This is a genomic window from uncultured Nocardioides sp. (genome assembly GCF_947489365.1).
Taxonomy (GTDB): domain Bacteria; phylum Actinomycetota; class Actinomycetes; order Propionibacteriales; family Nocardioidaceae; genus Nocardioides.
The window spans coordinates 151,316-165,836 of the sequence record NZ_CANLDB010000002.1 but is presented as its reverse complement, the minus strand read 5'-3'; the positions used below and the strand labels follow the sequence as shown (position 1 = coordinate 165,836).

At 73.7% G+C, this 14,521-nt stretch carries 13 protein-coding genes and 1 riboswitch; of the genes, 12 read left to right on the top strand and 1 reads right to left on the bottom strand.

The annotated features are described in order from the left end of the window. Positions 1-95 precede the first annotated feature (95 nt). Positions 96-686: an NAD(P)H:quinone oxidoreductase gene (gene wrbA, locus Q0858_RS06055; RefSeq protein WP_299051960.1), complete on the bottom strand. Its 591-nt coding sequence runs from the start codon at positions 684-686 to the stop codon at positions 96-98. A 93-nt stretch (positions 687-779) separates the two neighbouring features. Between wrbA and gatC the strand changes: the two genes are divergently transcribed. The 12 genes from gatC to Q0858_RS05995 all read left to right on the top strand — a co-directional run bounded on the left by gatC (position 780) and on the right by Q0858_RS05995 (position 14,475). Continuing rightward, entirely contained in the window at positions 780-1,079 is a 300-nt protein-coding gene (gene gatC, locus Q0858_RS06050) for an Asp-tRNA(Asn)/Glu-tRNA(Gln) amidotransferase subunit GatC (protein ID WP_299051959.1), read from the top strand. Next, positions 1,076-2,572, top strand: a complete 1,497-nt coding sequence (gene gatA / locus Q0858_RS06045; protein WP_299051958.1) for an Asp-tRNA(Asn)/Glu-tRNA(Gln) amidotransferase subunit GatA — start codon at positions 1,076-1,078, stop codon at positions 2,570-2,572. Before gatC ends, gatA begins: the two co-directional genes overlap by 4 nt. Positions 2,573-2,900: 328 nt before the next feature. Further along, a complete protein-coding gene (gene gatB, locus Q0858_RS06040) occupies positions 2,901-4,394 on the top strand; it encodes an Asp-tRNA(Asn)/Glu-tRNA(Gln) amidotransferase subunit GatB (RefSeq protein WP_299051957.1) in 1,494 nt (497 codons plus the stop codon). A gap of 1 nt (position 4,395) precedes the next feature. Beyond that, entirely contained in the window at positions 4,396-5,535 is a 1,140-nt protein-coding gene (locus tag Q0858_RS06035; RefSeq protein ID WP_299051956.1) for a hypothetical protein, read from the top strand. 5 nt (positions 5,536-5,540) lie between these two features. Further along, positions 5,541-6,629 (top strand): hypothetical protein, encoded by a 1,089-nt coding sequence (locus Q0858_RS06030; protein WP_299051955.1) that lies wholly within the window; start codon positions 5,541-5,543, stop codon positions 6,627-6,629. Positions 6,630-6,769: 140 nt separating this feature from the next. Then, positions 6,770-8,098: an HNH endonuclease gene (locus Q0858_RS06025; protein ID WP_299051954.1), complete on the top strand. Its 1,329-nt coding sequence runs from the start codon at positions 6,770-6,772 to the stop codon at positions 8,096-8,098. 73 nt (positions 8,099-8,171) lie between these two features. Continuing rightward, positions 8,172-8,447 carry a hypothetical protein gene (locus tag Q0858_RS06020; protein ID WP_299051953.1) on the top strand — a complete coding sequence of 92 codons (276 nt, stop codon included), beginning with the start codon at positions 8,172-8,174 and terminating at the stop codon, positions 8,445-8,447. A gap of 1 nt (position 8,448) precedes the next feature. Further along, the gene (locus Q0858_RS06015; protein WP_299051952.1) at positions 8,449-9,450 is read left to right on the top strand and encodes an FAD:protein FMN transferase; all 1,002 of its coding nucleotides are present in this window, start codon (positions 8,449-8,451) and stop codon (positions 9,448-9,450) included. Position 9,451: 1 nt separating this feature from the next. Beyond that, positions 9,452-10,042, top strand: a complete 591-nt coding sequence (locus Q0858_RS06010; protein ID WP_299051951.1) for a ferric reductase-like transmembrane domain-containing protein — start codon at positions 9,452-9,454, stop codon at positions 10,040-10,042. After that, on the top strand, positions 10,039-11,295 hold the full coding sequence (locus tag Q0858_RS06005) for an NADH-ubiquinone oxidoreductase-F iron-sulfur binding region domain-containing protein (protein WP_299051950.1): 1,257 nt from the start codon (positions 10,039-10,041) through the stop codon (positions 11,293-11,295). Before Q0858_RS06010 ends, Q0858_RS06005 begins: the two co-directional genes overlap by 4 nt. After that, a complete protein-coding gene (locus Q0858_RS06000) occupies positions 11,292-11,564 on the top strand; it encodes a ferredoxin (RefSeq protein ID WP_299051949.1) in 273 nt (90 codons plus the stop codon). Before Q0858_RS06005 ends, Q0858_RS06000 begins: the two co-directional genes overlap by 4 nt. A 28-nt stretch (positions 11,565-11,592) precedes the next feature. After that, positions 11,593-11,798, top strand: a riboswitch (cobalamin riboswitch). Positions 11,799-11,916: 118 nt separating this feature from the next. Continuing rightward, entirely contained in the window at positions 11,917-14,475 is a 2,559-nt protein-coding gene (locus tag Q0858_RS05995; RefSeq protein ID WP_299051948.1) for a ribonucleoside-diphosphate reductase subunit alpha, read from the top strand. Positions 14,476-14,521: the final 46 nt, after the last annotated feature.

Genomic DNA, 14,521 nt, shown 5'->3' with positions numbered 1-14,521 from the left:
CGGGGGTCGGATCCGGTTGTGGTGCCGCCGGAGATCGGGACGCGACGAGGCCCGCCTCCCCGGACGGGAAGACGGGCCTCGAGAGGTTCTGTGGCTCAGGCGCCGAGCTTCTGCGACACCGTGATCGCGCGGGTGATGAGGTGGTCGAGCGCGCGGTTGTCGACGTCGGTCGGGACGTTCTCGCCGGCGACGATGCCCACGCCGTACGGGTTGCCGTCCTCGAACTTCACCGGGTCGGTGTAGCCCGGCGGGACGATGATGCCGCCGAAGTGGGTGAAGGTGGTCATGAGCGCCAGGAGGGTCGTCTCCTGGCCACCGTGCAGGGTCGAGGTCGACGTGAAGCCGGCGTACACCTTGTCCGCGAGCTTGCCCTGGCCCCACAGCGGGCCGAGGGTGTCGATGAAGGACTGCAGCTGGCTGGTGACGCTGCCGTAGCGGGTGCCCGAGCCGAAGATGACCACGTCGGCCCACTCGAGGTCGTCCGGGCTGGCGGTGGGCTCGTCGGCGACGGCGTCGCGGTGGGCCTTCCATCCCTCCTGGCCGGCGATGATCTCGTCGGGGACGGTCTCGGCGACGTGACGGCGGCGCACCTCGGCGCCGAGTCCCTGGGCGGTCTGCTCGAGCCGCTCGGCCATGGCCTGGCCCGTGCCGTAGGAGGAGTAGTAGACGATCGCGACCTTGGTCATGCAGTGTCCTTTCGTGGACATCGGTTGTCGTGTCCCCCAACCGGTGCCCGGGCCGGGATCATCCCGAACCTCGCACACTCCTAGGCTGGGTGCATGGCCCAGATCAGCGCCGACGAGGTGCGACACCTCGCCGACCTCGCCCGGATCGACCTGTCCGACGCCGAGCTGGAGCACCTGGCGCCCCAGCTGTCGGTGATCCTCGACTCCGTCGCGTCCATCTCCGAGGTGGCCTCGGACGACGTCCCGCCCACGTCGCACCCGCTGCCGCTGACGAACGTGTTCCGCGAGGACGTGGTGACGCCGAGCCTGACGCCGGAGGAGGCGCTCTCCGGGGCGCCCGACGCGCAGGAGCAGCGCTTCGCCGTCCCGCGGATCCTGGGGGACGAGCAGTGAGCGACTGGACCCGCCGGACGGCCGCCGAGCTGGCCGACGCCCTCGCCGACGGCTCGACCACCAGCGTCGAGCTGACCCGGGCGCACCTGGACCGCATCAGTGCGGTCGACGGCCCGATCCACGCGTTCCTCCACGTCGACGCCGAGGGCGCGCTCGCGCAGGCCGAGGCGTCCGACGCCCGCCGCGCCGCCGGCACCCCGGCGTCCGCGCTCGACGGCGTCCCGATCGCGGTGAAGGACGTGCTGGCCACCAAGGGCCTGCCCACCACCTGCGGCTCGAGGATCCTCGAGGGCTGGGTGCCGCCGTACGACGCCACGGTGGTCGCCCGCCTGCGTGAGGCCGGCCTGCCGATCCTGGGCAAGACCAACATGGACGAGTTCGCGATGGGCTCCTCCACCGAGCACTCGGCGTACGGCCCGACGCGCAACCCGTGGGACCACGACCGCATCCCCGGCGGCTCCGGCGGCGGCTCGGCGGCGGCGGTCGCGTCGTTCGAGGCGCCCCTGGCCATCGGCACCGACACCGGCGGCTCGATCCGCCAGCCCGGCGCCGTCACCGGCACGGTCGGGGTCAAGCCGACGTACGGCGCCGTGTCGCGCTACGGCCTCGTCGCGCTGGCGAACTCGCTCGACCAGGCCGGCCCGGTCACCCGCACCGTGCTCGACGCGGCGCTCCTGCAGCAGGTCATCGGCGGTCACGACCCGCTCGACTCCACCAGCACCACCGAGGTCCTCGCCGACCCGGTCGAGGCCGCGCGCCTCGGCGCGACCGGCGACCTGACCGGGCTGCGGGTCGGCGTCGTCGCGGAGCTCGGCGGCGAGGGCTACCAGGCCGGCGTCCGCCAGCGGTTCGACGAGGGTGTCGAGCTGCTCCGCGGCGCCGGTGCCGAGGTCGTCGAGGTCTCGTGCCCGTCGTTCGTGCACGCGCTGGCGGCGTACTACCTGATCCTCCCGGCCGAGGCGTCGTCCAACCTGGCCCGCTTCGACGCGATGCGCTACGGCATCCGCGTGATGCCGGAGCAGGACTCGCCCAGCGCCGAGGACGTCATGCGCGCCACCCGCGACGCCGGCTTCGGCGACGAGGTGAAGCGCCGCATCATCCTCGGCACGTACGCCCTGTCGAGCGGCTACTACGACGCCTACTACGGCCAGGCGCAGAAGGTCCGCACGCTGATCTCGCGGGACTTCGCGGCGGCCTTCGAGCAGGTCGACGTCCTGGTGAGCCCCACCGCACCGACCACGGCGTTCCGGCTGGGGGAGAAGCTCGACGACCCGGTGGCGATGTACCTCAACGACCTCGCCACCATCCCCGCCAACCTCGCGGGCGTCCCCGGCATCTCGGTCCCCGCCGGCCTGGCCCCCGAGGACGGCCTCCCCGTCGGCTTCCAGGTCCTGGCGCCCGCGCTCGCCGACGACCGGTGCTACCGCGTCGGCGCCGCCCTGGAGGCCCTGCTGCAGCAGCAGTGGGGTGGCCCCCAGACCCCGCCGGAGTAACCGAGTCGGCCCGAACGCACGCTTCCTGGGCGCCGAGTCGGCCCGAACGTACGCTTTCTGGGCGCCGAGTCGGCCCGAACGTGCGTCTTGTGGGCGTCGAGTCGGCCCGAACGTATGACTTCGGGCCGACTCGGCGTCGTACGGCGGTGCGTTCGGGCCGACTCAGCGTCGTACGGCGGTGCGTTCGGGCCGACTCGGCGTCGTACGGCGGTGCCTTCGGGCCGACTCGGCGTCGTACGGCGGTGCGTTCGGGCCGACTCGGCGTCACCGGGGGCGCCGCATCGGCCCAGATGAGACCGGGCGGCCGGGTCTACCTACGATGGGCGCCATGACCGCTGAGCTCGTGGCGTACGACGACGTCCTCGCCGACTTCGACCCCGCGCTGGGCCTGGAGGTCCACGTCGAGCTGGGGACGGCGACCAAGATGTTCTGCGGCTGCCCCACCGGGTTCGGGGCCGAGCCGAACACCCAGGTGTGCCCGACCTGCCTGGGCCTGCCCGGCTCGATGCCCGCCGTCAACCGCGTCGCGGTGGAGTCCGCGATCCGCATCGGCCTGGCGCTGAACTGCCAGATCGCCGAGTGGTGCCGCTTCGCGCGGAAGAACTACTTCTACCCGGACATGCCGAAGAACTTCCAGACCTCCCAGTACGACGAGCCCATCTGCTTCGAGGGCTTCATGGACGTCACGCTCACCGACGGCGAGGTCGTCCGCGTCGAGATCGAGCGCGCCCACATGGAGGAGGACACCGGCAAGTCCACCCACGTCGGCACCTCCGGGCGCATCCACGGCGCCGACTACTCCCTGGTCGACTACAACCGCGCCGGGATCCCCCTCATCGAGATCGTCACCAAGCCGATCCGCGGAGCCGGCGCCCGCGCGCCCGAGGTCGCCCGCGCGTACGTCGCGCAGCTGCGCGAGCTCATCGTCGCCCTGGGTGTCTCCGAGGCCCGCATGGACCGCGGGAACCTGCGCGCGGACGTCAACCTCTCCCTCGCCCCGCGCGGCACCGATGCCCTCGGCACCCGCACCGAGACCAAGAACGTGAACTCCTACCGCTCCGTCGAGCGGGCCGTCCGCTACGAGATGCAGCGCCACGCCGCCGTCCTCGCCGCGGGCGGCTCCATCACGCAGGAGACCCGTCACTGGCACGAGGACACCGGCATCACGACGTCCGGTCGCGCCAAGTCGGACGCCGAGGACTACCGCTACTTCCCCGAGCCCGACCTCGTCCCCGTGGCGCCGCCGGCGGAGTGGGTGGACGAGCTCCGCGGGACCCTGCCGGAGAACCCGACCGCCAAGCGCTCGCGGCTGGCCGAGGAGTGGGGCTTCAGCGAGCCCGAGATGCGCGACGTGGTCAACGCCGGGGCACTGCTGCTCGTCGAGGAGACCGTCGCGGCCGGCGCCTCGCCGCAGGCCGCCCGCAAGTGGTGGGGCTCCGAGCTCGTACGACGCGCCAACGACGCCGGCGTCGAGCTCGCCGACCTCGACGTCACGCCCGCCCAGGTCGCCGAGGTCCAGGCCCTGGTCGACGCGGGCACCATCAACGACAAGCTCGCCCGCCAGGTCTTCGACGGCCTGCTCGCGGGCGAGGGCACCCCGGCCGAGGTCGTCGAGCGCCGCGGTCTCGCGGTCGTCTCGGACGACGGCGCGCTGGGCGCCGCGGTGGACTCCGCGATCGCCGCGAACCCCGACGTCGCCCAGAAGATCCGTGACGGCAAGGTCCAGGCCGCCGGCGCGCTCATCGGTGCGGTCATGAAGGAGATGCGCGGGCAGGCGGACGCCGCCCGGGTGCGCGAGCTCGTCCTCGAGCGCCTGACCTGACGTGAGCTCCGACGCCACCCCGCCCGACGCCGAGCCGTCGGCCGGCGACACCGACCAGAGCCCGCCCGCACCCGGGCGGCGGTGGGTCGTCCCCGCCGTGGTCCTCGGCGTCGTGCTGCTCCTGGTCGTCCTGTCGTTCTCCCTCGCGGGCGGGGCGCCCCAGCCGCGCACCCGGGTGGTCGTCGACCCGGAGCCCGCGGTGCGCTCCGACGCCGCCGCCGACTGGATGACCGGCCAGCTCGTCCGCGGTGCCCTGCGCGACGACGAGCGCGACGAGATCGACCTCGACGCCACCGTCGACCTGGGGCTCTCCCTGGTCGAGACCGGCGGCCACGACACCGAGGTCGAGGAGATCGCCACCGCGATCGAGGAGCAGCGGGTCGCGTACACGATCAGGAGCCGCGAGCGTCTCGTCGGTCCCAGCGCCAAGGCGCTGCTGCTGCTGCAGCTGGCCGGCGGTGACCCGGCCGGTCTCCAGGGAACCCTCGAGCAGGTCGCGTCCACCGACCCGGCCTTCCCCGGGCGGCTGCGCACCTCCACCCTCGACGAGATCGGGGACGTCGAGGGCCAGGTGTACGGCGCTCGTGCGCTGGTCGACGCGGGCAGCGACCGTGCCGAGGACGTCGTGGACTTCCTGCTCGACCAGCAGTGCGCGGAGGGCTACTTCCGGGTCGGCTTCTCCCAGCTGGACTCCCCGAACCAGACCTGCGACACCGACGGCGGCGCCCCGGACACCGACGTCACCGCCCTTGCGCTGCTGATGATCGGCCCGCTGGCCGGCGAGGTCGACGGCGTCGAGCAGGCGATGGGCGCGGCCGCGGACTGGCTCGTGACCCAGCAGGACGCCGACGGCCTGGTCGACGGCGGCTCGCTCGCCGGCGGCGAGGGCCAGGGACCGAACGCCGTGAGCACCGCCCTGGCGGCCCGGGCGCTCGGCGCCTGGGGCGACGTGGACGCCGCCTCACGGGCGGCGGAAGCGGTCGCCGGGCTCCAGCTGACCAGCGGTGTGGACCGCGGCGCCGTCGCGTACGACGCCGTCGACCTCGCCGACGGTGAGGCGTACGGGCTGGGGGTGCCTCCCCCCAGCGACTGGCGCCGTGCCACCGTGCAGGGGATCGCCGCCCTCACCTGGATGGAGTAGCCGACGTGTCGTCCCGCCCCCGTGTCCGTGCCGCCGCAGCCGCCCTCGCGGCCACGAGCCTGCTGCTCGCGGGGTGCGGCTCCTCCTCGGACGGCCCGTCGTCGTCCTCGTCCTCCTCGGCGTCGTCGTCCTCCGGCGTGCCCGCGGCCACCCCCCAGGCCACCGCCGCCGGGGACTGGCTCGCCGAGCAGCTGACCGACGGGGTGATCCGCAACGACCAGTTCGCCACCGACGACCTCGGCCTGAGCATCGACGTCGGGATGGCGCTCGACACCATCGGCGGGTACGACGAGCCCGTGGCGACCGTGACGGACGCGGTCCGCACCGACCAGGCGTCGTACACGACCCTGGGCGACGACGTGTACTCCGGCGCCACCGCCAAGGCGCTGTACTTCCTGCAGACCCAGGACGCCGACCCCGGCGTGCTGCTCCAGCAGCTCGAGGACCTCGTCGTCGACGAGGGTCCCTCGACCGGCCGGATCGTCGACGACGCCGACGAGGACTACTCCAACGTCATCGGCCAGGCGTACGGCGCCCGCGCCCTGCACGACGCCGGCAGCGAGGACGCCGCCCCCGTCGCGGAGTTCCTGCTCGAGCAGCAGTGCGACGACGGCTGGTTCCGCGCGGCCTTCGCGAGCCCGCGGGCCTCCGACGAGACGTGCGAGGGCGACGGCAACTCCTCGCCCGACAACGACACCACCGCGATCGTGCTGCTGACGCTCGGTCCGGTCGCGGACGAGCTCGACGGCGAGGTCGACGGCCTCTCCGACGCTCTCGACGACGCCGCGCAGTGGCTCGTCTCCCAGCAGGACGCCGACGGCGGCCTCGCGGGCGAGGAGGGCCCGCAGGCCAACGCCAACACCACCGGCCTCGCCGGCTGGGCGCTCGGGACCCACGGCGAGACCGACGCCGCCGCGGCCGCCGCCGGAGCCGTCGAGCAGCTCCAGGCGATCGACGGCCCCGAGGCCGGCGCGATCGCGTACGACGACGCGACCTCCGACGTCCTGGACGGCCGGGTGCCGACCAATCAGCAGGACCAGGTCCGCCGCGCCACCGCGCAGGCGGCGCCGGCGCTGCTCTGGCTGGCCGGCTGATGCGCTGACCCCCCGGGTGGGGTGGAGGCGAACGACAGCGCCTGGACCCCGATCCCTGTCGTGGAATTCTTTTCCACAGATTCCCGGGAAAGGCATTTCCGTGCCCACCGCTGTCGGTGGTCGCGAATACAATCGAACACATGAGCGAAACGTCGGTGATCGAGACGATGGTGCGGGAGGACCCCGTGGCTGCTGCGCGGGCCTTCGTCCGTGGTCTCGGCGCGCTCGATTCGCGGGGTGCCTGCGAGGTGGACCTGATCGACGTGATCGGTGCGCTGGAGACCCTGAAGTGTGTCGCGGAGTCGGCGCAGGCGACGGCGGCGCGGGGTGTGTACGCCGCCGCGGTCGCCCGGCAGGAAGCCGCGGGCGTGCGTGGGTCGCGGGTGGGGCGCGGGATCGGGCACCAGATCGCGCTGGCGCGCCGCGAGCCGCCGTCACGGGGGTCCGCGCACCTGGGGCTGGCCCGCGAGGTCGCGTCGCTGCCGCACCTGGCGGAGTTGTGGCGTGAAGGGCGTCTGACCGAGCGGCGGGTGTCGCTGATCCTGGGGCGGATCGTGTGGCTCGACCTGGACGACCGCCGCGCGGTGGACGCCCAGCTCGCCGGTGACCCTGAGCGGGCCGAGCGGTTGTGTGCGATGAACGACTGGCAGGCCCGCGGTGCCGCGGAGGCCCTGGCGTGTGCCGCGGACCCCGCGGGCGCGGTCCGGCGTCGCGCTGCTGCGGAGGCCGACCGGCACGTCTCCTCGCGGCCCGCGCCCGACACGATGCTGCGGCTCTCGGCGTTGCTGCCCGTCAAGGAGGGCGTCGCCCTCATCGCCGCGTTGACGCTCGCTGCGGACCAGGCCCGCGCTGCCGGTGACGAGCGGTCGCGGGGTCAGGTCATGGCCGACACCCTCGTCGGACGCGTCACCGGGCGTGACCCGGTGTCCGAGCCGGTCCCGGTGCACGTCGACGTGACCGTGCCACTGGACGCGCTGCTGCCCGAGGGGTCGCACGCCGCGCAGGTGCCGAATGCGTTCGGGTGGGTCGACGGGTACGGGGAGGTCCCCGCCGACCTCGCCCGCTCCCTCACCGCCGACGCCGTGGAGACCCTCGGCGTCTTCCGCAGGATCTTCACCGACCCCGCCACCGGCCAGCTCGTCGCGATGGAGTCCGCCGCCCGCTGCTTCCCGCTGCTCCTCGCGCTGTTCCTGCGTCGCCGGGACCGGTACTGCCGCAACCCCTGGTGCGGCGCCCCCATCCGCCACACCGACCACGCCACGCCGGTCGAGGAAGGCGGCCCCACGTCCGCCGACAACGGCCAGGGCCTGTGCGAGGCCTGCAACTACGCCAAGCAGGCCCCCGGATGGCGGTCCAAGACCCGACACGACCCCGACGGCACCCACGTCGTGGAGACCACCACCCCCACCGGCCACGTCCACGAGACCCGACCACCCCCCGCACACCCACCCAGGCCCCGCCGGGAGTGACCAGGACGTCGGTCACACCAGGCTCACAGAAACAACCAGGGAAGTGAACAGGCGTGCGGGCCACGCTGGTCCCATGACCACCTCACCTCCGTTCGACCGGGAGCTCGCGGGCCGTCGCGTGCGCCGGATCACCGCCTCGATCGCCGCGACCGCACTGGTGGGCACGGCAGGGATCGGGGTGCTGGTGGCGCAGCAGTCGGCCCAGGCGGCCACCCCCTCCACCGACGGGTCGGGGACCACGACCTCCGACGCCGGGTCTGCCTCGTCCCGTCAGGCCTCGCCCAGTACCTCCGGGGGCCGGGTCGTCGGCGGCTCCGGCGCCCCCGCCGCCTCGAGCGGTGGGAGCTGACGTGGACGTCCTCACCCGCGCCGAGCGCGACGAGGCCGGGGCTCTCGCCCAGGGTCTCGGCTCCTGCTCCTGGACGGCGCTCGGCTGCGGCGTCCAGCTGCTCACGACCGACCCCGACCACCTCGGGGCCGCCCGTGCGGCCGTCGTCCACGTCCTCGAGCAGGTCGACGCCGCCACGAGCAGCTTCCGCCCCGACTCCGAGCTCAGCGCGCTGCACCGCGCGGACGGTGCGGCCGTCCCGGTCTCCTCGCTGCTCGCCCTCGCGGTGGACGTCGCCCTCGACGCGGCGCGCCGTACCGACGGCCTCGTGGACCCCACCGTGGGGCGGGCCCTGATCGACCTCGGCTACGACCGCACCTTCGACGAGCTTCCCGTCGACGGGCCGATGCCGGTGACGGTCGCGAGCGTCCCGGGGTGGGACCGGGTCGAGGTCCGCACCGCGGACGACGGCACCTGGGTCCGGGTGCCCGCGGGCGTCGTCCTCGACCTCGGCGCCACGGCCAAGGGCCTCGCCGCCGACCTCGCCGCCGACGCCGCGCACGCCGCGACGGGCGGTGGGGTGCTCGTCGGCCTGGGCGGTGACGTCGCGACCGCGGGCCCCGCTCCCGCGGGCGGGTGGCAGGTCGCGGTGGGGGAGTCCTCCCACCTCGACCGGGCGCCCTCAGGACCGGAGCAGGTCGTCGGAGTCCTCGACGGGGCGCTCGCCACCTCCTGCACGCTCGCGCGTCGGTGGCGCCGGGGTGGTGTGCCCCTGCACCACCTCGTCGACCCCCGGTCGGGACGTCCGACGGACAGCGACGTGCTCACCGCCAGCGTGGTCGCCGGCACCTGCGTGGAGGCGGAGACGGGCTCGACCGTCGCGGTGCTGCTCGGTGGCGGGGGCGCCCGCGACTGGCTGGACGCCGCCGGCCTCGACGCCCGCCTCGTCCTGCGGGACGGCCGGGAGGTCCGGGTCGGCCGATGGCCCGTGCCGGAAGCCACGGTCGTCGGAGTGGGGGCCTGACGTGGACCAGCTCCTCTCCGCAGTGGGCCAGAACCCGCTGTGGACGCTCAGTCGAGCCAGCGGTGTCATGGCGTTCCTGCTGCTCACGGTCGTGACCGCGCTCGGCGTCGCCGCGACCCGGCGGGCCGTCGCCTCCCCGCGCTGGCCACGGTTCGCCACCCAGGACCTGCACCGCAACCTGTCGCTCCTCGCGCTCGGCTTCCTCGCCGTCCACCTGGCCGCCACCGTGCTGGACGGGTACGTCGACGTCGGCTGGTGGGCGGGGATCGTGCCCTTCGCCTCCACCTACGACCGCTTCTGGGTCGGGCTCGGCACGCTCACGATCGACGTGCTCCTGCTCCTGGTCGTGACCTCCCTGCTGCGCGACCGTCTCGGTCGACGGGTGTGGCGGGCGGTCCACTGGACGGCGTACGCCGCCTGGCCGCTCGCGGCGCTGCACTTCCTCGGTGCCGGCACCGACGCGTCGTCCTGGGGCCTGTGGGTCGTGGTCGTGTCGTTGCTCGTCGTCCTCGCTGCGCTCGTCGTCCGTCTGCTGCCGCAGGACGCCGACGAGGACCGCCCGGTCCGCAGCCTCGCGGGGGACTCCCGATGAGCGCGCCCGCCCTCGCCGCGCCGTCCGCGGGCCGCATGGCCGTCCCTGAGGTGCCCCGGTTGCTCGCGGGCGGCCCCGGCCGGGGACCCGGCGCCGACCTCCCCGCCCACCGGACGCACTGGGGGCCGCTGCCCGTGGTCGCCGCGGGCGCCCTGGTCCGCGCCCTCGAGGAGGTGGCGCTCACCGGCCGCGGCGGGGCGTCGTTCCCGCTGCACAGGAAGCTCGCCACGGTCGCCACCCGGTCGCGCGGCGACGCGGTCGTCGTCGCGAACGGGGCCGAAGGTGAGCCGGGGAGCAGGAAGGACGCCACCCTGCTGGCCCTCGCGCCCCACCTCGTCCTGGACGGAGTCCAGGTCGCCGCCGCCGCGACCGGCGCGGCGAGCGCCTGGCTGGTCGTCGAGCGGGGGGCGTCGGTCGATGCCCTCCACGCCGCCCTGGCCGCGCGGCACGACCCGGTTCCCGTGCGGGTCCACGCGCTGCCGCGTCGATACGTCGCCAGCGAGGAGACCGCGATGCTGCGCCACCTGGCCGGCGGGCCCGCACAGCCGACAGCGACCCGGGTACTTCCTGTCGTCTCCGGCCTCGGGGGCCGCCCGACGCTCACCTCGAACGTCGAGACGCTCGCGCAGCTCGCCGCACTGGCCCACCGGGGTCCCGCCTGGTTCGCGCAGGTCGGTGAGGCCTGCGAGCCCGGCACCCGGCTGGTCACGGTCAGCGACGTCCGCGGCAGCCTCGTCCTCGAGGTCGCGACGGACGCCGCCGTCGGGGGCGTGCTGCTCGCCGCGGACGTCCGTCCCGAGGCGGTCGGCGCCGTCCTGGTCGGGGGCGCCATGGGTCGTTGGCACCTGCCGGGGAGGGTCGCGCCGCAGCGGCTGAGGTCGTCGACGCTGGCGGTCCTGCCGCCGGAGCACTGCCCGGTCGCGGAGACCGCCTCGCTCGTCGCCCATCTGGCCCGCGGCAGTGCCGGTCAGTGCGGCCCCTGTCGCAACGGTCTCCCGGCCATCGCCGACGACCTGGCGCTGCTCACCGAGGGACGCCTCGACGCCGCCGGCGACGAGCGCCTGCAGGCCCGGCTCGGGCTGCTCCCCGGCCGGGGGGCCTGCCACCTCCCCGACGGGACGGTGGCCATGGTCCGCAGCCTGCTGGACGCCCTCGGGGACCACGTCGGCCTGCACCGCCTGGGCCGTCCCTGCGCAGGAGCCGCCGCCCGTCGCGTCCTCCCCGTCCCCGCCCCCGAGAGGAGCTGGCGATGAGCGGACCGGTGACTCTCCACGTCGACCCGGTCGCCTGCCGGGGCCACGGGCTCTGCGCCGAGCTGCTGCCCGAGCTCGTCACCGTCGACGAGTGGGGCTACCCCGTCGTCGCCGACGCCCGCGTCCCACCCGCCCTCCTCGCCCGGGCGCGCCGCGCCGTCCGCGCCTGCCCCGTCCTGGCGCTCCGGGCGCAAGCGGAGGTCTCGGGGACGCACGCTCGCCAGGGCTCGCGTGCTGCTCGACCACCGGAGACACGTCACAAGATGTAGGGGTTACATCGGTGTAGTTCCACCCCCTATAGTGATCGACGCAGCTGGTTCGACTCCTCAACCCAGGGGAGTGGCTAAGAGGGAACCCGGTGGAAGTCCGGGACTGCCCCGCAGCGGTGAGTGGGAACGACCTCCGTCATGAGCACTGGGTAGCCAGACCCGGGAAGCGACGGACAGTAGGCCTCGGCACGACGCCCACGAGTCCGAAGACCTGCCAGTGCTCCGCCGTCGGCGGAGGTTCCGCGACCCCGAGGGAGGGTCAGGGATCGAGGGCAGGACCCTGCCCAGACCCCGTGCACCCCTCTCGACCGCGGTCCGCGTCCTGATCACCGGACCCACGAGGGGTGGACCCATGAGCACCAGCACCGACCGCAGCGAGATCACCGTCGTCAAGCGCGACGGCACCCGCGCGCCGTACGACGGCTACGAGATCGCCCGCTCCATCACCGAGGCCGCCGAGGGCCTCGACCACGAGGTCGAGCGCGCGACGCAGCTGCGCAGCGAGCTCGAGATCACCCTGTTCGACGGCATCACCTCCGAGCAGCTCGACGAGGCCGTCGTCGGCATCGCGCTGCAGAACGTCAAGGACGACCCGGCGTACGACACCATCGCCAGCCGGCTGCTGGTGAAGAGCCTCTACAAGGCGATCTTCGGCGAGGGCGTCACCACCGACGAGGTCCGGGCGTTCCACGCCGAGGCGTTCGTCGCGTACGTCGTCCGCGGCGTCGAGCTGGGCCTGCTCGACCCCCGCCTGCGCACCGACTTCGACCTCGAGCGGCTCGCCTCCGCCCTGGACCCGGCCCGCGACGACCTGCTCCGGTACGTCGGGCTGCAGACCATGCGGACCCGCTACATGATCACCGCGCCCGACGGCCGCCCGATGGAGATGCCCCAGTTCTTCTGGATGCGCGTGGCCATGGGCCTGTCGCTCAACGAGGCCGACCCCACCGCCGCCGCGATCGGGTTCTACGACCCGATGTCGCGCCTGGAGTACCTCGCCGCCGGCTCCACGCTGGTCAACGCGGGGACGTCGTACGCCCAGCTCTCCAACTGCTTCGTGATGCAGATGGAGGACGAGATCGAGCACATCGCGAAGTCCGTCCGCGACGTCATGTGGCTCACGAAGGGCACCGGTGGCATCGGCCTGTCGGTGACCAAGCTGCGCGCCGAGGGCAGCCGCATCAAGTCCAACAACACCACCTCGACCGGGCCGATCCCGTTCATGCACACGATCGACTCGACGCTGCGCGCGGTGAGCCGCGGCGGCAAGAAGTTCGGCGCCCTGTGCTTCTACATGGAGAACTGGCACCTCGACTTCGGTGCGTTCCTCGACCTCCGCCAGAACTCCGGCGACCCCTACCGCCGCACCCGCACCGCGAACACCGCGGTGTGGATCTCCGACGAGTTCATGAAGCGGGTCGCCGCCGACGAGCCGTGGTACCTGTTCGACCCCGCCGACGTGCCCGACCTCGTCGAGCTCACCGGCTCCGCCTTCTCCCGCGCGTACGCCGGGTACGCCGCCCGCGCCGAGGCCGGCGACCTGCGCCACAAGAAGCTGGGGGCGCGCGAGCAGTTCCGCGCGATCCTCACCACCCTGCAGTCGACGTCCCACCCGTGGCTGACGTGGAAGGACACGATCAACACCCGGGCGCTGAACAACAACACGGGCACGATCCACCTCTCCAACCTCTGCACCGAGATCACGCTGCCGCAGGACCGCGACAACGTGGCCGTCTGCAACCTCGCGTCGGTCAACCTCGCCCGCCACGTCACCGGCCGCCGCGGGAGTGCCGGGCACGACGGGCCGCGGATCGACTGGGACCGCCTGGCCGCCTCCACCCGCCTCGCGGTCCGCCAGCTCGACAACCTCATCGACATCACGATCTCCTCGGTGCCGGAGTCGGAGGTCTCGAACGCGCTCAACCGTGCACTGGGCCTCGGGGTCATGGGCTTCACCGACGTCGTCGAGCGGTTCGGCTGGTCGTACGCCAGCGAGGCGTCGTACGCGCTGATCGACGAGCTCATGGAGTTCGTGTCCTGGCACGCCATCGACGCCTCCGCCGACCTCGCCCGCGAGCGGGGCGCCTACCCGAACTTCGCCGGCTCGCGCTGGAGCGAGGGGATGGTCCCGGTCGACTCCCTCGACCTGCTCGAGGCCGACCGCGGCGTGGCGGTCGAGGTCGACCGCACCACCCGCCTCGACTGGGACGCGCTGCGCGCGAAGGTCGCCGGCGGCATCCGGAACTCGACGCTGCTCGCGATCGCCCCGACCGCCTCGATCGGCCTCGTCGCCGGGACGACGCCCGGCCTGGACCCGCAGTTCAGCCAGATCTTCAGCCGGGCGACCAGCTCCGGGAAGTTCCTCGAGGTCAACCGCAACCTCGTCGAGGACCTCCGCACGCTGGGGCTGTGGGAGCGCGTCCGCGACGACCTGCTGCGCCACCAGGGCGACCTGGCCGCCGTCGCCGCCGAGCGGGACGACGTCCCGGCCGAGCTCGTCGAGATCTACCGGACGTCGTTCTCCCTGCCCGGCCGGGCGTACGTCGAGGTCGCGGCGCGGGCGCAGAAGTGGATCGACCAGGCGATCAGCCGCAACATCTACCTCGCCGACCGCGACGTCTCCTCCATGGTCGAGCTGTACGACGCCGCGTGGCGGATGGGCGTGAAGACGACCTACTACCTCCACATGAAGCCCCGCCACACCGCGGAGCAGTCGACCGTCGCGGTCAACAAGGCGGCCGCGCTCGCGCCCGCCGGCGGGGGCGCCCGTCGCGGCTTCGGCGCCGTCCGTCCGGCTCCCGCCGCCGCACCCCCGGTCGTCCCGGCCCCCGAGGCCACCGAGCTCCCGGTGCTCGAGGACGCCTGCCCCGTGGACCCCATGGAGCGCCTGCAGTGCGACTCCTGCCAGTGAGCCGCACGACCACCGCACCCACCAGCGACGACGTTCTCGAAGGACA

Bases quoted from the DNA above. Each gene is read 5' to 3' on its own strand.
- gatB (WP_299051957.1), top strand. From the start codon at position 2,901: ATGACCGCTGAGCTCGTGGCGTACGACGACGTCCTCGCCGACTTCGAC.
- Q0858_RS06025 (WP_299051954.1), top strand. From the start codon at position 6,770: ATGAGCGAAACGTCGGTGATCGAGACGATGGTGCGGGAGGACCCCGTG.
- Q0858_RS06000 (WP_299051949.1), top strand. From the start codon at position 11,292: ATGAGCGGACCGGTGACTCTCCACGTCGACCCGGTCGCCTGCCGGGGC.
- Q0858_RS05995 (WP_299051948.1), top strand. From the start codon at position 11,917: ATGAGCACCAGCACCGACCGCAGCGAGATCACCGTCGTCAAGCGCGAC.
- gatC (WP_299051959.1), top strand. From the start codon at position 780: ATGGCCCAGATCAGCGCCGACGAGGTGCGACACCTCGCCGACCTCGCC.
- wrbA (WP_299051960.1), bottom strand. From the start codon at position 686: ATGACCAAGGTCGCGATCGTCTACTACTCCTCCTACGGCACGGGCCAG.
- Q0858_RS06020 (WP_299051953.1), top strand. From the start codon at position 8,172: ATGACCACCTCACCTCCGTTCGACCGGGAGCTCGCGGGCCGTCGCGTG.
- Q0858_RS06005 (WP_299051950.1), top strand. From the start codon at position 10,039: ATGAGCGCGCCCGCCCTCGCCGCGCCGTCCGCGGGCCGCATGGCCGTC.